Origin of the sequence: Pyrococcus kukulkanii (assembly GCF_041647995.1) — an archaeon.
In the GTDB taxonomy this organism is placed as follows: domain Archaea; phylum Methanobacteriota_B; class Thermococci; order Thermococcales; family Thermococcaceae; genus Pyrococcus.
In genome coordinates this window covers 265913-284461 of the sequence record NZ_JARRIB010000002.1, presented here as the reverse complement: position 1 = coordinate 284461, position 18549 = coordinate 265913, and the positions used below count along the sequence as shown (strand labels likewise).

The 18549-nt window shown below is 44.3% G+C and carries 21 protein-coding genes and 1 tRNA gene; 15 read left to right on the top strand and 7 right to left on the bottom strand.

Annotated features, from left to right (window positions below):
• Nucleotides 1-70: 70 nt before the first annotated feature.
• From P8X24_RS05655 to P8X24_RS05635, 5 genes are read left to right on the top strand one after another with little or no spacing between them, the layout of a single operon-like run.
• Complete coding sequence (locus tag P8X24_RS05655) at nucleotides 71-871, top strand: DUF4129 domain-containing protein (RefSeq protein WP_372914470.1); 801 nt, start codon at nucleotides 71-73, stop codon at nucleotides 869-871.
• Nucleotides 861-1256 carry a hypothetical protein gene (locus tag P8X24_RS05650; RefSeq protein WP_372914469.1) on the top strand — a complete coding sequence of 132 codons (396 nt, stop codon included), beginning with the start codon at nucleotides 861-863 and terminating at the stop codon, nucleotides 1254-1256. Before P8X24_RS05655 ends, P8X24_RS05650 begins: the two co-directional genes overlap by 11 nt.
• Nucleotides 1253-2197, top strand: coding sequence for an AAA family ATPase (locus tag P8X24_RS05645; RefSeq protein ID WP_372914468.1), 945 nt, complete (start codon nucleotides 1253-1255; stop codon nucleotides 2195-2197). The genes P8X24_RS05650 and P8X24_RS05645 overlap by 4 nt, the downstream gene beginning before the upstream one ends.
• Before the next feature lie 5 nt (nucleotides 2198-2202).
• Entirely contained in the window at nucleotides 2203-3426 is a 1224-nt protein-coding gene (locus P8X24_RS05640; protein WP_372914467.1) for a DUF58 domain-containing protein, read from the top strand.
• Nucleotides 3423-3833, top strand: coding sequence for a hypothetical protein (locus tag P8X24_RS05635; protein WP_372914466.1), 411 nt, complete (start codon nucleotides 3423-3425; stop codon nucleotides 3831-3833). Before P8X24_RS05640 ends, P8X24_RS05635 begins: the two co-directional genes overlap by 4 nt.
• Here the strand turns inward: P8X24_RS05635 and P8X24_RS05630 are convergent.
• From P8X24_RS05630 to cgi121, 4 genes are all read right to left on the bottom strand, one after another.
• A complete protein-coding gene (locus tag P8X24_RS05630) occupies nucleotides 3792-5003 on the bottom strand; it encodes an MFS transporter (RefSeq protein ID WP_372914465.1) in 1212 nt (403 codons plus the stop codon). The genes P8X24_RS05635 and P8X24_RS05630 overlap by 42 nt on opposite strands.
• Nucleotides 5004-5016: 13 nt before the next feature.
• Nucleotides 5017-5280 carry a TMEM165/GDT1 family protein gene (locus P8X24_RS05625; protein WP_372914464.1) on the bottom strand — a complete coding sequence of 88 codons (264 nt, stop codon included), beginning with the start codon at nucleotides 5278-5280 and terminating at the stop codon, nucleotides 5017-5019.
• Nucleotides 5280-6455, bottom strand: coding sequence for an aminotransferase class I/II-fold pyridoxal phosphate-dependent enzyme (locus P8X24_RS05620; RefSeq protein ID WP_372914463.1), 1176 nt, complete (start codon nucleotides 6453-6455; stop codon nucleotides 5280-5282). The genes P8X24_RS05625 and P8X24_RS05620 overlap by 1 nt, the downstream gene beginning before the upstream one ends.
• Before the next feature lie 61 nt (nucleotides 6456-6516).
• On the bottom strand, nucleotides 6517-6948 hold the full coding sequence (gene cgi121, locus P8X24_RS05615) for a KEOPS complex subunit Cgi121 (RefSeq protein WP_372914462.1): 432 nt from the start codon (nucleotides 6946-6948) through the stop codon (nucleotides 6517-6519).
• Between the two features lie 198 nt (nucleotides 6949-7146).
• Here cgi121 and P8X24_RS05610 point away from each other — a divergent pair, with 198 nt between their 5' ends.
• The 7 genes from P8X24_RS05610 to P8X24_RS05580 all read left to right on the top strand — a co-directional run bounded on the left by P8X24_RS05610 (nucleotide 7147) and on the right by P8X24_RS05580 (nucleotide 14095).
• On the top strand, nucleotides 7147-7335 hold the full coding sequence (locus P8X24_RS05610; protein WP_068320990.1) for a ribbon-helix-helix domain-containing protein: 189 nt from the start codon (nucleotides 7147-7149) through the stop codon (nucleotides 7333-7335).
• A 21-nt stretch (nucleotides 7336-7356) separates the two neighbouring features.
• Entirely contained in the window at nucleotides 7357-8601 is a 1245-nt protein-coding gene (gene ftsZ, locus P8X24_RS05605; protein ID WP_372914461.1) for a cell division protein FtsZ, read from the top strand.
• A 50-nt stretch (nucleotides 8602-8651) separates the two neighbouring features.
• Nucleotides 8652-9419 (top strand): ParA family protein, encoded by a 768-nt coding sequence (locus tag P8X24_RS05600; protein WP_372914460.1) that lies wholly within the window; start codon nucleotides 8652-8654, stop codon nucleotides 9417-9419.
• Nucleotides 9409-9738 (top strand): CopG family transcriptional regulator, encoded by a 330-nt coding sequence (locus P8X24_RS05595; RefSeq protein WP_372914459.1) that lies wholly within the window; start codon nucleotides 9409-9411, stop codon nucleotides 9736-9738. The genes P8X24_RS05600 and P8X24_RS05595 overlap by 11 nt, the downstream gene beginning before the upstream one ends.
• A gap of 431 nt (nucleotides 9739-10169) precedes the next feature.
• Nucleotides 10170-11543 carry an acetate--CoA ligase I subunit alpha gene (acdAII, locus tag P8X24_RS05590; protein WP_372914458.1) on the top strand — a complete coding sequence of 458 codons (1374 nt, stop codon included), beginning with the start codon at nucleotides 10170-10172 and terminating at the stop codon, nucleotides 11541-11543.
• Nucleotides 11544-13484 carry an indolepyruvate ferredoxin oxidoreductase subunit alpha gene (iorA, locus tag P8X24_RS05585; protein WP_372914457.1) on the top strand — a complete coding sequence of 647 codons (1941 nt, stop codon included), beginning with the start codon at nucleotides 11544-11546 and terminating at the stop codon, nucleotides 13482-13484.
• Nucleotides 13485-13486: 2 nt separating this feature from the next.
• On the top strand, nucleotides 13487-14095 hold the full coding sequence (locus tag P8X24_RS05580; RefSeq protein ID WP_372914595.1) for an indolepyruvate oxidoreductase subunit beta: 609 nt from the start codon (nucleotides 13487-13489) through the stop codon (nucleotides 14093-14095).
• A 275-nt stretch (nucleotides 14096-14370) separates the two neighbouring features.
• Here P8X24_RS05580 and P8X24_RS05570 read toward each other — a convergent pair whose 3' ends face one another.
• Nucleotides 14371-14799 (bottom strand): Tfx family DNA-binding protein, encoded by a 429-nt coding sequence (locus P8X24_RS05570; protein WP_372914456.1) that lies wholly within the window; start codon nucleotides 14797-14799, stop codon nucleotides 14371-14373.
• A 149-nt stretch (nucleotides 14800-14948) separates the two neighbouring features.
• Nucleotides 14949-15026, bottom strand: a tRNA-Arg gene (locus P8X24_RS05560).
• A 90-nt stretch (nucleotides 15027-15116) separates the two neighbouring features.
• Between P8X24_RS05560 and thyX the strand changes: the two genes are divergently transcribed.
• From thyX to snatA, 3 genes are all read left to right on the top strand, one after another.
• Nucleotides 15117-15851: an FAD-dependent thymidylate synthase gene (gene thyX, locus P8X24_RS05555; RefSeq protein WP_372914455.1), complete on the top strand. Its 735-nt coding sequence runs from the start codon at nucleotides 15117-15119 to the stop codon at nucleotides 15849-15851.
• A 140-nt stretch (nucleotides 15852-15991) separates the two neighbouring features.
• Nucleotides 15992-16594 carry a hypothetical protein gene (locus tag P8X24_RS05550; protein WP_372914454.1) on the top strand — a complete coding sequence of 201 codons (603 nt, stop codon included), beginning with the start codon at nucleotides 15992-15994 and terminating at the stop codon, nucleotides 16592-16594.
• 40 nt (nucleotides 16595-16634) lie between these two features.
• Nucleotides 16635-17237 (top strand): neutral amino acid NAAT transporter SnatA, encoded by a 603-nt coding sequence (gene snatA, locus P8X24_RS05545; protein WP_372914453.1) that lies wholly within the window; start codon nucleotides 16635-16637, stop codon nucleotides 17235-17237.
• On the opposite strand, the gene fbp is transcribed toward snatA, so the two are convergent.
• Entirely contained in the window at nucleotides 17238-18365 is a 1128-nt protein-coding gene (gene fbp / locus P8X24_RS05540; protein ID WP_372914452.1) for a fructose-1,6-bisphosphate aldolase/phosphatase, read from the bottom strand.
• Between the last annotated feature and the right edge of the window lie 184 nt (nucleotides 18366-18549).

Below are 18549 nucleotides of genomic sequence, written 5' to 3'. Positions count from 1 at the left end.
GTTTTGTCATAAGTGAAAATAATTGCACCATTAGAAAAGTTTAAACTGAGCGCGGTTTATTATAAGATCAATGAGGAAGCTTGAGCTATTATTCTTTATCCTGCTATTAATTGGAATGGGGCTCATAGGTAGCGGGGTTCATAGCCAATGGAGAACATTTAGCCTTGAGATTCTAGTTGACATACTTGTGGTAGTTTACATTTTCCTGGGAGTCTTATTGCTCTTTTTGGCCTTATCTGTCAGGGATAAGGATCTAATTAGGAAAAGCAAGGAAGCTTCTATAAAATTTAGGGAGATACTCCTATTACTTACATCATCTATTCTTGTTGCCTTCTATTTTCTCTTAATTGCCAAATTATTGCCATATCTTAAGAGCTTAAGGAACTTAAAGGAAGTCAGTAATGTCACAATGACAAACGCTACTGTTATACCGCCGTCCCTCTTACACCAGAAATACTCCTCTCCAATATTATTTTACTTACCAGTCCTACTACTTATCTTTGTTTTCGTTTTAGGCCTAATTAATACGACTAGTGAACTGAGAGAAGTTAGGAAGAAAAGAGAGGTCAAAAAACACCTACAAGAGTTCGATAAAAAGCTTGAAGAGAAAGGGCTTGACTTATTTTCCAATCCCAGAGAGGCCGTCATAGAGCTCTATAAAAAGGCCGTTCTATGGCTTGAGATGCTTGGGATACCATACAAGGAAAGCTGGACCCATTGGGAGCATGCAGAGAAAGTGATGTATAAGAGGAAAGCCTATGTGGAATTAGCTAAGTTGTTTGAAAAAGCTAAATATGCTCCAGAGAAAGTTACATTAGAGGATGCAAAGAGAGCGTACAGGCTTTACATGGTGATTAAAGGTGAGGAGTAAGCTACTGATTCCCTTAATTACTGCTCTCCTAGCCATCCTTGCGGGTTCGTACGTTATTAGATGGATATTTGCGGTACTCACTGCAACAATATTATTTGTGTATTCCATAGAAGGGTGGGAGCCCAAATTAAGGAGACCGAGGCAAGAAAGTTTTAGTGAGGAGGAGATTAGGAGACTCGCTAAAATAGTCGCAAGGTCAAGGTACAGCGAAGTTTCTAGGAAGATAATAAGGGATCACATACTCGAAGCGTACCACCTTCTAGGATATGAATATCCTCAGCTTAGAGAAAATCCCCCTGAGGGGTTAAAGGTGCTAGATGAACATGAAAATTTCATAAATGGGTTGGAAAAGTCTTTGAGGTTATTAGAGGAGGAGGTAAAATGAAAGTGCACAAGAAGGCCGAAATGATATTAGAGGAAGTTAAAAGGGCCATAGTTGGAAAAGATGATGTTCTTAAGTTAATGCTTGCAACAATACTTGCAGACGGCCACGTCCTAATAGAGGATCTCCCAGGACTCGCGAAGACATTAATGGCCAAGAGCTTTGCCAGAGCTTTAGGCTTAGATTTCAAAAGGGTTCAATTTACCCCCGATTTACTCCCAAGCGACATTCTTGGGGTTAACGTATTCAACCAAAAGACCCTCGAGTTCGAGTTTAGGAGGGGGCCAATATTCACTAATGTTCTTCTTGCGGATGAGATAAACAGGGCACCACCAAAGACGCAATCAGCCCTTCTAGAGGCGATGCAAGAAAAGCAGGTAACAATAGAGGGAAAAACGTACCCCCTGCCAAGGCCTTTCATAGTTATAGCAACCCAAAACCCAATAGAGCAGGAGGGAACGTACCCTCTGCCCGAGGCTCAATTAGATAGGTTCCTTGTGAGATTAAGGATTGGCTATCCTAGTAAGGAGGACGAAAAAGAAATACTAAGGAGGAGGATAGAAAGAAAGAAGGAAGAGGTAGACATAAATCCCGTCGTGAGTGCCGAGGAAGTTATTGAAATGCAACGTGAAGTAGAGGATGTTTACGTAAGTGAAGCCATAATAGAGTACATAACCTCCATAGTTTGGGCGACGAGGGAAGATAAAAGGGACATCGAAGTTGGAGTTTCTCCTCGAGGTAGCTTAGCCCTGCTAAAGCTTTCAAGGGCTTACGCAGCCATAGAGGGAAGGGATTACGTTATTCCAGATGACGTAAAGAAGGTAGCAATACCTGCACTAAGCCACAGGATTATACTAAAAAGGGAGCTCTGGTACACAAGGGTAAGTCAAGAGAGTGTAATTAGGAAGATCTTAGAGAGGGTTCCAGTACCTAAGTTTGAGTGATGAGTATGAAGCCCACGGGAAAGGCCTATGGACTACTTTCTGTTGTATGGATAATAGTGATTTCATCCTACTTGTTTGTTAGATGGGAAGGTATAGCTTTAACCCTTCCAATTCTCACGTTATTTCTCTTTGCATCCCTCTTTTACAAGCCGGTCTTAGATGTTGAAGTGAAGAGGGAAGTCTCAGGCACTCGGGTTATAGAGGGGAGCGAAGTTGAGATTACTATAAAGATCAAGGCAAACTCAAAGATAAATTCCCTCCTTGTCGAGGACTTAGTCCCAGATGCTCTCAAGATAGTAGCCGGCAAAAGCTGGGGCGTATTTTCTTTTGATGGGGATGAAAAAGAATTCTCGTATAGGGTGAAGGTTCCAAGAGGTCTTCATGAATTTTTAGGGGTAAGGATAGTGTACACTGATCCCTTCGGTCTTTTTGAAGAGGACAAAATAATAGAGGTCTACGATGAAATAGTAGGAGTTCCCAGGCTTGAGGAAATCATCACTCCGTACATAACCAAGGGGACTAAGGTTACCGTTGGCCCACTTCCATCTCCAAGACTTGGAGAGGGATTGGAATTTCACGCCGTAAGGGAATACTATCCTGGGGATCCGATGAAGTACATAAATTGGAAAGCAACCGCTAAGTCTGGCAGAATAATGGTTAATGAGTACGAAAGCGAGAGGAAGGTTGATGTTGTTGTTATAGTCGATGCCACATATAAAGCAACAAAAATATTTGACCACATGATGAGAGTAGCAGCTTCTATTCTTTTAGATGCCCTTGAAAATGGCATGAGTTTTGGTCTCCTGATATCTGAAGCGGTTCCAATATGGGTTAACGTTGACTACGGAAAAAGGCATTTCTTTAGGTGCGTAGATGTACTTAGCATGGCCAAACCTGACAAGAATAACTTAATCTTTTATCAAGTGGATCATTTAGCAAGGACAAAAATTCCTCCTAGAGCCCAGATAATCTTTATATCCCCTTTCTTAACCCAAGAAAGCGAGGAATCCCTTAGACTTCTTTACACATTTGGTTATAAGGTTGTAGCAATAAGTCCAAATCCCTATTCCTTATGGGAGGCAAAAGGAAAGGAGGAAGAACTCGCCCTCAAGATCCTAGACCTCAAGAGGAAAGCAAGGTTAAAACGACTAAAGAGGTACGCTCTAGTAATCGACTGGAATGTGAAAACCCCGTTAAAATCGGCGATAATGGAGGTGTTAAAATTATGAAGTACTCACTAATTACCTGGCTTGTTTTTCTTGGCTTCGTTATAAAGCTCCCTCACCCATGGGTGCCGATATTGATCTCAACCTTAGCCCTCACCTCTACAACCCTTGGAATCGTTGCAACAATGGGACTCGCGTTATACTTAATACTCACGGGTATCACTAATTTCCTGGGTGTTGCAATAATTGCCCTCCTCCTGCTAACTCTTGAAATTAGAGAAATGGAAAAGAAGAGAGCACCATTTAATCACTATCTTTCTGCTGTCTCTGCTATAGGTTCCTCCATGGTCTTTTATACTATCGTATATGCCTTCTATTTAATTAAGGTTCCCCTAGAGGTAACGTGGATAGCAGTGGCTTTTGCTTTTTTATTGTACGCATTTATCAGACGAGCACTCCTCCACGGGTAGCTTCATCCTGCTAACCACTATGAGAGTTGCTATACCGACCAGGGGCATTAAAGTTAGTTCAGCCAATGCCAAAGTCTCACTGTGTCTAGCTAGGATATCAGTTATTGTTGGAGCTATTGCATTGGCCGAGTTTGAAATTAGCCCCAGGGCAAAGTTAGCCCTGGGCACAACTTCTTGTGGATAAGTAGCAGGAGCGCTTGTCCAAAATGCCGGACCCGTCCCCTGCAGGGCTCCTACCAAGGTGACGCTTGCTAGGGCCAATGTGTAATTTCCATCAAGCATGGCCTTTGAGTACACGACAAGCCCGGCGAAGGCTATTGCATAGGCCATTATCATTACCTTAACAATTGCATTGAATAACCCTCTTGGGTTCGTATTCTTCCTTGAGAGTTGGTAGCCAAGGTAACCAAATCCTATACTCCAGAGAGCCTTGGAGACATTTAACGTCGTGGAAAGGGTAGCCACATGCTCCTTAGTCCATCCTATTTTATATCCAAGGCTACTTGAAAATCCGATTATCGTGAATATAACCCAGAGAGCGGGGAAAAAGGTGAACCCTAAGACCCAAGTAAAAGGCAATTTCCAAATGTTCACGCTGGCTTCTCCAGCTTTTGGATGTCTTATCTCAAAGTCCTCTACAAGGAAGTACCAAATTACGTAGACGATGTATATTATCACGCCAGTAATTATAAATCCCATACTCCAAGAAACGTACCCAAGTAAATATCTTGCACTTATACTCCCAAATACTCCTCCCCAGAATATTCCGGAGAGTATTATTCCCTTTGCAAATGGTCTTTCTGCAACAAAGTATCTCGCTATCTGAGTGCTAAATAATGGAACCAAACCAACGACAAATCCCTGAATGAACCTTAAGAATACAACCACGTTCCAGTTGCCGACAAATGGAATCAGCATCTGAGGTATAGCCGCCCATGAAACCGCAATTCCGACGCTCCTCTTGAACGAACCTTCATAAAGTCTCGTGTGTCCTATTATGAATGCGACGAATAAACCGAAGACATAAGCTATGTGTTGCAACTCGTAAGCGGATTCTGGAATGCCAAAATGCTTAATTATGTCAGGTCTAGCCACGCTCATAAAGGTAAGCGTCCCAAATCCCGCAGTCATGAGTAAAGTGTCCAACAGTACTGCTCCCCATCTTTTCATTTTAGGCACCTCCTCACAGTTTTCCAAAGATCATTAGGATGCCGAAGGTTATGAACAAAATTCCAGCGAATTTGTGGATGACCTCCAGGGGAAGATAATCCCTAATTTTCTCTCCAATTAGAGCCCCAATTAGGTTAACAAGAGCCAATCCCGAGATAGCTCCTATGAAAGCTTTCCACCACCCATACTTCGATGCGAAAGCTATCGTAGCGAGCTGAGTTTTATCTCCAAGCTCGGCCAAAAAAATAGCCAAGAAAATCTGAAAGATCTCTTTCATCATTTCACCTCACTCAGGGCTTTCTCTATTCTGTCCATCGCTTCGATGAGTTTCTCCCTGCTTGTCGCGTAGCTTATCCTTACGTATCCCTCTCCATTCTTACCAAATGCCGTCCCAGGAATTACAACGACCTTTGCCTTTTCAAGTAACCACTCGCTGAATTCTTCACTACTCATTTCGGTTTCACTTATGTTCGGGAAGATATAAAATGCCCCTTTCGGCTCTCTGACCTTTATATAAGGCATTTTCTTTAGCCTGTCAAGGACAATTTTTCTCCTCTCTGCGTACTCCTTTCTCATTTCTTCAACGGCCTTCCAGCTCTCCTCACTCCTCAACGCTTCAACTCCAGCAATCTGAACGAATGAAGTTACGTTTCCTATAACATAGGCATGAAGCTTTACCATATCTCTAATGATTTGACTTGGAGCTATTGCAAACCCTAACCTCCATCCGGTCATTGCAAAGGTCTTTGAGAATGAGTTAACAAGGATAGTGTTCTCGGGAGCGAACTTTATCATCGGATAGTGCTTTGCGCCATCGTAGAGGAAGTGTTCATATGGTTCATCACTCAATATGTAGATGTTATAATCCTGGGCTATGTCAGCTATGGCTTTAACAACTTCTTTTTTCAGAACCGCCCCCGTTGGATTGTTAGGGTAGTTGATAACTATCATCCTTGTTCTCTTTGTTATTAGTTCAAGCAACTCATCTGGATCCACCATGAAATCATTCTCTTCCCTTAGAGGTATCCTTATGGGCTTAGCTTCAGCAAGCTTTGCATCTTCAGCATAACTAACGAATGCTGGATCTGGTATTATAACTTCATCTCCCTGCTCAAGAAGAGTTTCGAATGCTATATAGGTTGCTTCATAAGCTCCCGCGGTAACTATGACATTATCAACCTCAATGTCAACATCATAGAATCTCTTGTAATACTCAACAATGGCCTCTCTAAGCTCCTGGATTCCTGCATTTGGGGTATAATGTGTCCATCCTTCATCCATAGCTCTCTTTGCGGCCTCTTTAATGTTAATTGGAGTATCAAAGTCTGGTTCTCCTATCCCAAGGGATATAACTCCCTTCATTTTTGAAGCCCTTTCAAAAAGTTCCCTTATCTTAGATCGCTGTATAAGACCCATTCGAGCCGCAACAAAGTACTTCTTTTTCTGCCTCATCAGGGCTCACCTGGTTCCTCATAAAAATGAAAAATTTATAAAATTTTGCTGAAGGGGAGAATTAGAGCGTTTCGGTCATGGCAATCCTTTCAAAAGATTTTTTCACAATTTCCCTGTCACATTCGTTCAATGTTACTTCCGTAGCCCCAATTTTCGATAATATTTTGGTTAAAAGTTTGCAGGGATTCTCTGTTCCAAATGTAACTATGAAGTTTTCTCCCTCCCCAGCCCCTACAAGGTTTATTGCTTCTCTTATTTGTCTAACGCCAGCAAGCCTTAGCAATATTTCCCCCTTCACGGTTTTTGCTTTATTTCGTCCTTGGGCAAATGCCTTTAGGGCAAGAATTGTTGCAAATACAACCTCCTCAAGGCAATTAGCTTTAACAATTTGGCAATTTTCTCCACAGATATTAATCAATAACTCAGCCTCATCCCTAGTAAGATGAACTCTCGCTATACAAATTTTTCCAAATTTTGTATTTATCTCCATCATGAGGACTTCTAATTACCTAAGGGTATATAATTCATGCTATACTGTGAGGTTAACTTTTTTAAAATTTTTAAAATATTTGGGTCTAAAATTTTGAATTTTTAGAAAATGATATTATGGCAATAATAACTTAGGCCAAAAAATATTTAACTAATTAAAGCGCAGGCTTAAAATAGGAAACTCCCCGCGGGTGTTGAGGGAATGGCCAAGATGAAAATAATCAGCGTTCAACTGCCTCAAAGCATGATACACGGGCTTGATGCTCTTGTTAAAAGAGGTGTTTTTCCAAATAGAAGCGAAGCTATTCGAGTAGCTATTAGGGAGCTTCTCAAGAAGGAACTGTACCGAGAAGAACTACAGGAGGAGCTCCCCGAATACCTCGTTAGATAAACTTGGGGGAGGAGAGGAGGAATGGTATTTAAAAAATTATTAGAGCAGGCCGGAATTGACCTTGACTTTGACGGGGAAAAAGTTGAAACCTCCGAATTTTTTGAAGGTGGCGAAGATCTTATAAAGATTGCAGTCATCGGTGTGGGAGGTTCGGGTAATAACACAATTAGCAGACTTTATGACCTTGGGGTTCAGGGAGCTGACCTTATAGCCATGAATACCGATGCTCAGCATTTACATCAGATTAAAGCTCATAAGAAGCTTTTATTAGGCAGGTCGATAACCCAGGGTAAGGGATCAGGGGGAGACCCCAGGATAGGTTATAGGGCAGCAGAGGCTAGTGCCAACGAGATTGCAAAAATGGTTAAGGATTATGATCTTGTATTCATAACGGCAGGAATGGGTAATGGAACAGGAACCGGTGCCGCTCCAGTAGTTGCTAGGATAATCAAAGAGACCGCAAGAAACAATGCCAAGCTTCAAGAGCCCCTTGTCATAAGTGTTGTAACTTTTCCATTCAAGATGGAAGGATGGGTTAGAATTGAGAAAGCCAAGGCTGGAATAAAGATGCTCCTCGAGCACTCGGATACCGTAATAATAATCCAGAATGACAAGTTAATAGACTTAGTTCCAAACCTCCCAATACAAACAGCTTTCAGATTCGCTGATGAGATAATAGCGAGAATGGTTAAGGGTATCATAGAGACTATTAAGCTTCCCTCCATGGTAAACATAGATTACGCCGATATCTATAGCGTAATGAAAGGAGGGGGACCAGCCCTCATTGGGATAGGAGAGAGTGACTCAAATAATAGGGCCGTAGATGCCGTAATGGAAGCCTTGAACAACAAGATGCTCGAAGTAGAGTTTGGATCCGGAGACAAGGCCTTAGTACACTTCACCGTGGGACCTGATGTTAGCTTGAAGGAGATAACAAACGCCATGGAAGTAGTGTATGAAAAACTTGGAGAAAAGAGTGAAATTAAGTGGGGAGCAATGGTAGATCCAGACATGGGCAAGACCGTAAGAGCGATGGTCATAATGACAGGCGTTAAGAGCCCCCAGATACTTGGTTACAAGGAGGGAGTTGAAGTCCATGCATTAACGGACTCTGATTACATAATATCACCAAAGGACATCATGGCCGTGGACAGCAAAGTTGATGAAATTTTTGCGGAGATAGATCCAAGAGGGAGGAGATTCAGTAAAAAGAAAGATGACTATATAAAAAGGATATTTAGCGATTTGGGCTTCTACGAGCTTTAGCCTTTAACTTTTTAACTCATAATCCTTACACAGTTTCTAGGTGGGCTTTAATGGCGGTAGTTATCAGTATAGCCAACCAAAAGGGAGGGGTAGGCAAAACTACACTTGCCTTAAATCTCGGGCACGCCCTCGCTAAACTTGGTAGAAGAGTCCTTCTTGTTGACATTGATCCACAATTCAACCTGACATTTGCCCTGATTGGGATGGATGTAGTTGAGTATGAGAACAAAAATATAGGGACACTAATGACTAAAGAAAGCCAAATAGAGGAGGTAATAATCAACGTGAAGGAGAATCTTGACTTAATTCCAAGTCATTTGACCTTGTCCGCAAAGGAAATTGAGATCCTTAACTCGTACAACAGAGAGAGGAGATTAGAGAAAGCTCTAAAGCCCATATTTCCCGATTACGACTATATAATAATCGACAACCCTCCAAGCATGGGAATATTTTTGGTTAACTCCCTAACCGCTTCAGACTACGTTCTAATTCCGCTCGAGCTCAGCTATTTTGGAGTGATAGGTATGCAACTAATGTTCAACTTAATGGCAATGATAAAGGAGGAGACGAACGACAGTCTAAGGCTACTCGGTATAGTCCCAAATAAGTTTACTAGGCAGACAAAAGTTCCCCAGATGAGGCTAAAGGAGCTTAAGGAACTATATCCAGATGCTCCAATACTTCCCACTATTCCCAAGGCAATAGCAATCGAGAAGGCTCAAGCGGAAGGAAAAAGTATATTTGAGTACGAGCCCGATGGTAAGGCAAGCAGGGCATTTGAAAAGCTTGCCAAAGAGGTGATCTCAATTGTCGAATGAAAAGGGGAAGATACCAAAGCTCTTCTCGGGTTCCCTCAATGACCTCACAAAGCCCGGGAAGAAAAAGAAGGAGGATAAGGATCTAAAGGAAGAAAAGAAGCAGAAGACCCTCTACATCTCCCTTGACACAAACAGAAAGCTAATAGAGCTTTACGCCGAAGAAGGGAGAAGGCAGAGTAGGATAGTTGAGGATGCCGTTGACCTATATTATTACCTAAAGAAGGCCTTAGGGGAGAGAAAATTCGACGAGCTAATGGAGGTCGTTAAGAGAGAAAACCCCGAACTTTTAAGGGACTACATGAAGAGATTCAAAGCCTGAACTTTTCTTTTATAAACACTTTTCCACACGAAGTTCTTAATCGAAGGATGGGCTAGAATTCATTAGGAATTGATGTCTTTCCCGCCCTGAAGGGCAAGGCTTTCAAAAGAAAAGTGGTAACAGAGGTCATTAGGCCTCCAGAGAGTCTAGGAACTCCTGTCATCCTGGTGTTATTTCTCTAACCGTTCCCTCACACTGCATCATTGTAGTGTGGGTCATCACGGCGATTGTGAGCATTCACGGTAACAACTCAACTCCCGTTACCGGTCACAGCACTACCGTTCTCGGAAACCCGAGCCCCATCCACAATGAGACCAATAAAAATTTCTGCCCCAGCAACTAAAGGTTTGCTCATCATTGCATTTCTACGTCCATTGAAGCCTAAGAAACCTTATAAGGTCGTTTTACAAGCATGAAAATGGTGAGGCTTAATGCTCGATTACTTCTTTAATCCTAGGGGAGTCGCGGTTATTGGCGCTTCTAATGATCCAAAGAAGCTTGGTTATGAGGTTTTCAAGAATCTAAAGGAGTACAGGGGTGGAAAAGTTTATCCAGTGAACGTCAAGGAGGAGGAAGTTCAAGGCGTTAAAGCGTACAAAAGCGTCAAGGACATCCCAGGGGAAGTTGACCTCGCAATAATAGTCGTCCCCAAAAAGTTCGTCAAGGACACCTTAATCCAATGCGGGGAGAAGGGGGTAAAGGGAGTCGTAATAATAACAGCAGGCTTCGGAGAGACGGGCGAAGAAGGAAAGAAGGAAGAACAAGAACTCGTGGAAATAGCCCGCAAGTATGGAATGAGGATAATAGGACCGAACTGCGTTGGAATAATGAACACCCATGCGAACTTAAACGCGACATTCATCACCGTGGCAAAGAAGGGGAGCGTAGCCTTCATAAGCCAGAGCGGAGCATTGGGAGCTGGAATAGTCTATAAGACGATAAAAGAAGACATAGGATTCTCAAAGTTCATAAGCGTTGGCAACATGGCAGATCTGGACTTCGCCGAGATAATGGAGTACTTGGCGGATACAGAGGAAGACAAGGCAATCGCCCTGTATATAGAGGGGATAAGGGATGGAAGGAAGTTCATGGAGATCGCGAAGAGGGTAACGAAGAAGAAGCCTGTCATAGCTCTAAAGGCTGGAAAGAGCGAGAGCGGGGCTAGGGCAGCATCGTCCCACACAGGTTCACTTGCTGGAAGCTGGAAGATTTATGAAGCAGCATTCAAGCAGAGTGGCGTTTTAGTAGCAGATACCATAGATGAAATGCTCAGCATGGCCAGGGCATTCACGCAGCCACTACCAAGAGGAAATAGGGTTGCTATAATGACGAACGCTGGAGGGCCGGGAGTTCTCACGGCAGATGAAATAGACAAGAGGGGACTAAAGCTGGCCAACTTGGAGGAGAAAACAATTGAAGAGCTTAGATCGTTCCTACCACCAATGGCGGCAGTAAAGAATCCAGTGGACATGATAGCCTCAGCAAGGGGAGAAGACTATTACAGGACTGCAAAGCTCCTGCTACAAGATCCAAACGTTGACCTCCTAATAGCGATCTGCGTAGTCCCAACTTTCGCCGGCATGACGCCAACTGAGCATGCAGAGGGTATTATAAGGGCCATGAAGGAGGTAAATAACGGAAAGCCCGTTCTCGCAATGTTCATGGCTGGTTACGTTAGTGAGAAGGCTAAGGAGTTGTTGGAGAAGAACGGGATTCCAACGTATGAGAGGCCAGAAGATGTTGCTTCTGCTGCCTACGCTTTAGTTCAGCAGGCCAGAAATGTTGGAAAGTTGGAGGTGGAGTGAATGGTTAAAGTTACGGATATAGTTTTGTGGGATAAGCCCGGGGAAAGAGTCCTCCTCTTAGGAAACCAGGCAATAGTTAGGGGAGCCCTTGAGGGCAACATTGGAGTATTTGCAGCCTACCCTGGGACTCCAAGTTCCGAGGTCACGGACACAATGGCTGCAGTTGCCAAGAGGGCTGGCGTTTACATGGAGTACTCGACCAACGAGAAGGTCGCGTTTGAAACAGCATTAAGCGCTTCCTGGGCCGGGCTCAGGGCAATGACTGCAATGAAGCACGTTGGACTGAACGTTGCAATGGACTCATTCATGACCGTCAGCTACATGGGAGTTAACGGTGGCCTAATAGTCATGGTCGCTGACGACCCCAGCATGTGGTCTTCACAGAACGAGCAAGATACAAGGGCAATAGCCAAGTTCGCCAACATCCCAGTCCTCGAACCCTCAAGCGTTCAAGAGGCAAAGGACATGGTCAAGTACGGGTTTGAGATAAGCGAGAAGTACGGGCAGATGGTGATCCTAAGGACGACGACAAGGTCATCCCACATGAGGGGAGACGTAGTCCTGGGGGAGCTTCCAGAGGAGATAAAGCAGGGAAAGAGGAAGTTCGGAGAGTTCAAGAAGAACCCAGAGAGGTACGTTGATATTCCAGCATTCCAGAGGCCCAAGCATGCATGGTTGCTTGAGACGATCGAGAAGTACAGGAAGGAGTTCGAGAACTCTCCATTCAACTGGATTGAAGGTGATGGCAAAGTCGGTATAATAGCCCCCGGATTAAGCTATGCGTACGTGAAGGAGGCCCTAGCTTGGCTCGGCGTTGATAATGTCAAGATACTTAAGCTTGGAACGCCGTTCCCAGTGCCCTACGGATTGCTCGAGAAGTTCTTCGATGGCCTAGAGAAGGTTCTCATTGTCGAGGAGCTTGAGCCCGTCGTTGAGGAGCAGGTTAAGCTGTGGGCCTACGAGCAAAAGATTAACGTTCCAATCCACGGTAAGGATTTAGTGCCTAGGGTTTACGAGATGACTACTAGGAGGGCAGTAGAAGCCATTGCAAAATTCTTGGGAGTAGATCTACCAGTGAACTTCCAGGAGATAGACGAGAAGTACAAGAAGGTTCAGGAGATAGTTCCGCCGAGGCCACCGTCACTTTGTCCAGCATGCCCACATAGGAACACGTTCTTCGCGATTAGGAAGGCGGCATCTCCAAAGGCTATCTTCCCGAGTGACATAGGGTGTTACACGCTAGGTGTTCTCCCACCGCTCAAGACTGTTGATACTACGATAGCCATGGGTGGCTCGATTGGGGTTGCTCACGGCTTGAGCATTGCGCTTAATGGTGCGATAAGTGAGGAGCAGAGGAAGAGTGGCAAGGAGAAGAAGGTAATAGTCGCAACAATAGGTGACTCAACGTTCTTCCACACTGGGCTTCCAGCTTTAGCTAACGCAATTTACAACCGCTCCAATGTTCTGATAGTTGTAATGGACAACTTGGTTACGGCAATGACTGGAGATCAGCCCAATCCGGGGACTGGGGAGACTCCCCACGGTGAGGGTAGGAGGGTTCCGATAGAGGATGTGGCAAAGGCCATGGGGGCTGACTTTGTGGCTGTTGTTGATCCTTATGACATAAAGGCTACTTATGAGACGATAAAGAAGGCCCTAGAGGTCGAGGGAGTTAGTGTTGTTGTTTCAAGGAGGGCTTGTGCCCTCTACAGGATTGGCCAGCTTAGGAGGGAAGGGAAGCAGTGGCCTATCTACCAGGTCAACGAGGAGAAGTGTACTGGTTGTAAGATCTGTATTAACGCTTATGGTTGTCCAGCGATTTACTGGGATGCAGAGAAGAAGAAGGCTAGGGTTGATCCACTCATGTGCTGGGGCTGTGGAGGTTGCGCTCAGGTGTGTCCGTTTGACGCGTTTGAGAAGGTTAGGGAGGGTGAGCTATGAGCGTGAAAGAATACAACATCGTGATCACTGGTGTTGGTGGTCAGGGTATCCTCACTGCAGCAAATCTATTGGGCTGGGCTGCGCTTAGGGCTGGATATAAGGTGAGGGTTGGGGAAGTTCACGGAATGAGTCAGAGATTCGGTTCGGTCATTGCTTACGTCAGGTTCGGGGAGGACGTTTATGGTGCAATGGTTCCCGAAGGGAAGGCTGATGTCATCTTGAGCTTTGAGCCCGTTGAGGCTTTGAGGTACATCAACTACCTAAAGAAGGGTGGTTTAGTGTTTACGAATGCTAGGCCAATTCCCCCCGTTCAAGTCTCAATGGGATTAGCTAAGTACCCAAGCATGGAAGAAATAAAGAGAATCGTTGAGGAAGAGTTCGGCGGGAAGTTCTTGGCATTCGATGCCGAAAAGCTGGCCATTGAAGCGGGGCACGTAATAACGACCAACGTCGTTTTAATCGGAGCACTAACCCAGACCCCAGGATTTCCACTTTCCCCCGAACACGTTAAAGAGGTTATAAGGCTGAGCGTCCCACCGAAGGCAGTAGAAGTCAACATGAAGGCCTTTGACCTCGGCGTGAAAGCAGCTAAAGAGATGCTTGGCCTTTAATTAACATCAGTCCCGCGAACTGCTCATCATCCAATCAGGGGGCTCCAGACTCATCATCTATTTTTCATCTTTCCCTTTACATTTCTTCAACTATTCCCTAATTTTAAGCTTATCTTTAAGGAGTGGTAACCAGAGGGTTTCTACAATGACTGAAGTCAAGACCGTGATGGCGACAGTTACCATCATACCTTCTCCTCAGAAATATTGAAATGGACGACACTCCAGTCTCCTGCTTATTATTAATCCTCCTAGGAGGGAACCTACAAATGCCAAACTCAATCATGATATATCCCTTCTTCAAGAATACATTCACTGACCCTTAGTCTATCCCTTGAATCTAGGAATAACGTAAAATCCCTCTTTACGAGCCTGTCTTCAACGGGGGCATGTTTAACCAGGAACGCTATTATCTCAGCAGTACTGTAGGGAACCTTAATCCCTGCTTTATCAGCCTCCCTAAAGAGTTTTTCGGGGATGTTGAATATATCCTCCCCAGCCCGAACTTTAACTTGAACTTTGGAATTAATCTGCTCCCATAGGAGAATAGTATTTCTAGCTTTTTCTATTTTCTCCAAGGCCCTCTTTTCCAGTATACTAACGTTAGCCCTGCTGGTACCGAGGATTTCTGCTATCTCACTTTGCTTAAGACCCTTTGCCCTTAGTATCAGAACTTTGATTTGCTGATCTGTAAGGAAGGTCTTCATTATTAAGCCCCATTGCTTACCTAGTATTAGAGAGTTAAAATATTTTGCTCAGTCATCGCAGGCATCATCATCAATCAGTGACGCCACCCCTCCTCATCGCAGTTCTTAGAATTACTGATAGACTAATAAAGCTTTTCAGAAAAGTTGTTTGGCGGACCGGCGGGGATTTGAACCCCGGACCTGCGGCTTAGGAGGCCGCCGCCCTGTCCTGGCTAGGCTACCGGTCCACTACCCGGTAGTTCATCTCAGAGATTAATATTTAAAGTTTACGGTGGAAACGTTTAAACCTATCCCACATACCTCGAGAAGGTGGTTAAATGGTAAAGGTTAAGCTCGTAAATTACACTCCTAAGCCACTTGAGACCATAACCTGGGCCGCCCTTATAAGCTACTGGGATGAGTGGAGCACTGAGGCCTTTGAGAACGTGAATAAAGCCGATGTTGAGAAGCACCTTCCAAAAATTCTAGGCTATGGACACGAGAGTATACTTGAGCATGCAACCTTCACGTTCGCCATAGAGGGATGCTCAAGGGTCTGTACTCACCAGCTGGTTAGGCATAGGATAGCAAGCTATACACAGCAGAGTCAAAGGTACACGGTCTTAAACCCAAAAAACATCGAAGAAACGTTCGTAATTCCAGAGAGCATTAAGAAGAACAAGGCAATTTACGAAAAATGGAAAAAGTTTATGAAAGATGCAATAGACCTATACATAGAGACGTACAAGAGTGGAATCCACCAAGAAGATGCCAGGTTTATTCTCCCCCAAGCCGTTAGAACCAAGATAGTAGTGACGATGAACCTTAGGGAGCTTAAGCACTTCTTCGGGTTAAGGCTCTGCGAGAGGGCGCAGTGGGAAATCAGGGAGGTAGCTTGGAAGATGCTCGAAGAGTTAGCGAAAAGAGAGGACATAAGGCCCATCATAAAGTGGGCGAAGCTAGGACCAAGGTGTATTCAGCTTGGCTACTGTCCCGAGAGAGAGTTAATGCCCCCAGGATGCTTTCAAAGGACTAAAAAGCGGTGGAATGACCTCTTGAATGTTACTAAATAAGGTAAAAAATATTTGGAACCTTGTTTTTTGATTACTTCCTGGAATACTTATAGTTGAAAATTTTCGAATAAATGACTTTTTTGACTAACTGGCATGGGAAAGATTTTTATTTTTGTTATCACATTGGCGTACGAGGGATTATGGAAGGAATAAATGAGAGCAATAAACTACTCGGAAACAACTACACTGGTGAATATGATCCCCTGGATCCAATAGTTTCAATATGGCCTGAGATAGTTGAGAGTGTAAGTCCAAGGATAGTAGGAGAGCTTGATATGGAATCCGGAAAAATAGAGAATGTTGAAGTTATAGAAGACCTAGGAAATGATAACATTGTTATATCTGAAGGAAACATCGTCGAATTTTCAATTAAAGTTAAATCTCCTCAGGTTCCGGAGGACGTTCTATTGCAGTTACTTGACGTAGTTCTGGATAACCCCATAAGACAATTTAAAGATCACAGAAAAATGCTTCAATTCTTAATTTCAGAAGAGGATACATTATCCACTATCTTCGATATATATTACACCCTTAAGGGAAGGTACGTTCTGTACAGCGGTAGAACATCAGATATTGGCAATTTAATTCTGATGCTTTCTAATATACCTGGAAGATCATACGCTTCTGGAATATCTTTTGATGGCTCAAGTTATTTTAGGGTTTTAATAGATTCAGGGTCAATAAGGGCTTATAGGGCAAAGGGCGAAAAAAGCATTTTCTCTGTAAAGGTATGGAGACTTTAAAGTTTTTAAAGCCCATACCCCTTCATAGCCAGGTGATTAAATGGAAGGTCTAAAGTCTTTTATCCTTATGTACGCTGGTCTGTTTGCAATAACCAACCCCATTGGAGCGGTTCCCGTTTTTATGGGCGTTGTAAGTCACCTTCCCATAGAGAAGAGACACGAAGTAGCCAGGAAAGTGTCAATAACAGTTCTAGTGACTTTGATAACCTTTGCCCTGATAGGCCAGTGGATATTCAAGTTCTTTGGGTCAAGCGTTGATGCCTTCGCAATTGCCGGTGGAATATTGCTGTTCAGAATGGGAATGGAGATGCTATCCGGAAAGCTCTCTTCAGTAAAGATAGACGAGGAGGAGGTAACATTAGAGGAAGTTGCTGTAATTCCTTTAGCAATTCCGCTGATCTCCGGCCCTGGAGCCATAACCACGGTTATGCTGTACACGACTAGGGAGAATCCAGTGATTGTCATTTTGACAATAATCACCGTAAGTGTTACGGTCTATCTTATCTTATCGTCGGGTAACAAGATAATCGAGAAGATGGGTCGAGTGGGAATTAAGGTAACGACGAGAATGATGGGACTAATCCTTACATCAATGGCTGTTCAAATGATAATAAATGGAATAAAAGGAGCATTCAATCTCTGATCACTCCACTGGCTCAAACCTGTTCTTTAACTTTTCGAGGACCCCTGGGAGCGTAGTGTACTCCATCTCTTCAAGGGGCAATCTGTGTGGCTCGAACGGCCCGTGCCTCCTCATGTAGTCCGTAATCTCCATGGCCTTCTGCCTGGCCCAGTCGAAGGCTGGATCGTCGAACAGGTCAACTGGACCGATCAGCTTCCCTTCTGGGCTGATCTGCCATCCTAACGCTACCGCCCTTGGCGGTCCATCGAACCTAGTTGGCGTTGCGTACTTGAGCGGGACTGGCATTAGTGGGCCGTTGTGCGAACCCCTCATCCACCCGCTGACCAAGTGTGGGAAGGCGAATGGCTCGAGAACCTCTCCAAGGGCTGGAAGACCGCTCTGAGCCCTAACTATTGCAACTGGGTCGTCCTTACCAACGTACTCTCCGGCAATTTCATAGAGTTTTTCAGTTGAGACCACCGCAACGGGCTCGTCCTCTGGTATTGGGTGACCCTTCTTTGGATAGACCCTCTTGATCACGTACCTACCCTTTGCCCCTATTAATGCAAGAATATCATACATCTCCTCGGGTGAGCTCATGATGACCTTCTTGTGGTCGTAGATGTCCCAGATCTCGAACCTGAACCCCATGTGCATCTTTGGATCGATTACTAGACCGGCAGTGTTGAATGGATCAGCAAACATCCTGAATATCGGTAAGTTGAAAGCTCCGGGCTCCGTCTTGTCTAGGTGGAAGGTGACTATGGGCTCGCTCTTCCTCAGCGTAATCTCCATCTCGGCAACACTTGGGCCTAATCCTCTGACGTTCCCGCTGAATGCATCCTTTAGGAGATCCTGACCTGCACCGTATAATCCAAGTTCTTTGGCGACTTCGGTGGCCTTCTTAAATGCCTCCCATGCGAGACCGTGAATTTCGGAGCTGTCAACGCCCTTCTTGTGGGTCATTATTAACTGTAGATCATCTCCAGCGTACGTGACGTAAAAGTCTATTAGAGTCCCCTCCTTCTGGGCTTCGCTTAGAACCTCCTTTGCCCTCTCTATTAGGGCAGGGTGAACTCTCGAGTGCCCAGGCCAACCGCCGACGTCAGCCTTAATTACGCTTATGGTGATCTTCTCTCCCACTGCCATTGGTATCACCCCCGGTGAACAAATCCGTCTAACATTAAAGTTACACGTTCTTAAAAAATTTTGCCTTTGTTAACTTTCACCACCGAAAATGACAAGTATTCACCCCGAGTTAAACTTTACATTGTGAAAGGAAATAAGCTCTAAAGATAATTAAATTTCGCCAAGTTCGAGGAGAAAGTTAAAA

What these genes read in the sequence shown, in the direction of transcription:
- iorA (WP_372914457.1), top strand. Translation starts at nt 11,544, where the DNA reads ATGGTTAAAGTTACGGATATAGTTTTGTGGGATAAGCCCGGGGAAAGA.
- cgi121 (WP_372914462.1), bottom strand. Translation starts at nt 6,948, where the DNA reads ATGATGGAGATAAATACAAAATTTGGAAAAATTTGTATAGCGAGAGTT.
- P8X24_RS05640 (WP_372914467.1), top strand. Translation starts at nt 2,203, where the DNA reads ATGAAGCCCACGGGAAAGGCCTATGGACTACTTTCTGTTGTATGGATA.
- ftsZ (WP_372914461.1), top strand. Translation starts at nt 7,357, where the DNA reads ATGGTATTTAAAAAATTATTAGAGCAGGCCGGAATTGACCTTGACTTT.
- acdAII (WP_372914458.1), top strand. Translation starts at nt 10,170, where the DNA reads ATGCTCGATTACTTCTTTAATCCTAGGGGAGTCGCGGTTATTGGCGCT.
- snatA (WP_372914453.1), top strand. Translation starts at nt 16,635, where the DNA reads ATGGAAGGTCTAAAGTCTTTTATCCTTATGTACGCTGGTCTGTTTGCA.
- P8X24_RS05600 (WP_372914460.1), top strand. Translation starts at nt 8,652, where the DNA reads ATGGCGGTAGTTATCAGTATAGCCAACCAAAAGGGAGGGGTAGGCAAA.
- P8X24_RS05625 (WP_372914464.1), bottom strand. Translation starts at nt 5,280, where the DNA reads ATGAAAGAGATCTTTCAGATTTTCTTGGCTATTTTTTTGGCCGAGCTT.
- P8X24_RS05635 (WP_372914466.1), top strand. Translation starts at nt 3,423, where the DNA reads ATGAAGTACTCACTAATTACCTGGCTTGTTTTTCTTGGCTTCGTTATA.
- P8X24_RS05550 (WP_372914454.1), top strand. Translation starts at nt 15,992, where the DNA reads ATGGAAGGAATAAATGAGAGCAATAAACTACTCGGAAACAACTACACT.
- fbp (WP_372914452.1), bottom strand. Translation starts at nt 18,365, where the DNA reads ATGGCAGTGGGAGAGAAGATCACCATAAGCGTAATTAAGGCTGACGTC.
- P8X24_RS05655 (WP_372914470.1), top strand. Translation starts at nt 71, where the DNA reads ATGAGGAAGCTTGAGCTATTATTCTTTATCCTGCTATTAATTGGAATG.
- P8X24_RS05620 (WP_372914463.1), bottom strand. Translation starts at nt 6,455, where the DNA reads ATGAGGCAGAAAAAGAAGTACTTTGTTGCGGCTCGAATGGGTCTTATA.
- P8X24_RS05630 (WP_372914465.1), bottom strand. Translation starts at nt 5,003, where the DNA reads ATGAAAAGATGGGGAGCAGTACTGTTGGACACTTTACTCATGACTGCG.
- thyX (WP_372914455.1), top strand. Translation starts at nt 15,117, where the DNA reads ATGGTAAAGGTTAAGCTCGTAAATTACACTCCTAAGCCACTTGAGACC.
- P8X24_RS05645 (WP_372914468.1), top strand. Translation starts at nt 1,253, where the DNA reads ATGAAAGTGCACAAGAAGGCCGAAATGATATTAGAGGAAGTTAAAAGG.
- P8X24_RS05610 (WP_068320990.1), top strand. Translation starts at nt 7,147, where the DNA reads ATGGCCAAGATGAAAATAATCAGCGTTCAACTGCCTCAAAGCATGATA.
- P8X24_RS05570 (WP_372914456.1), bottom strand. Translation starts at nt 14,799, where the DNA reads ATGAAGACCTTCCTTACAGATCAGCAAATCAAAGTTCTGATACTAAGG.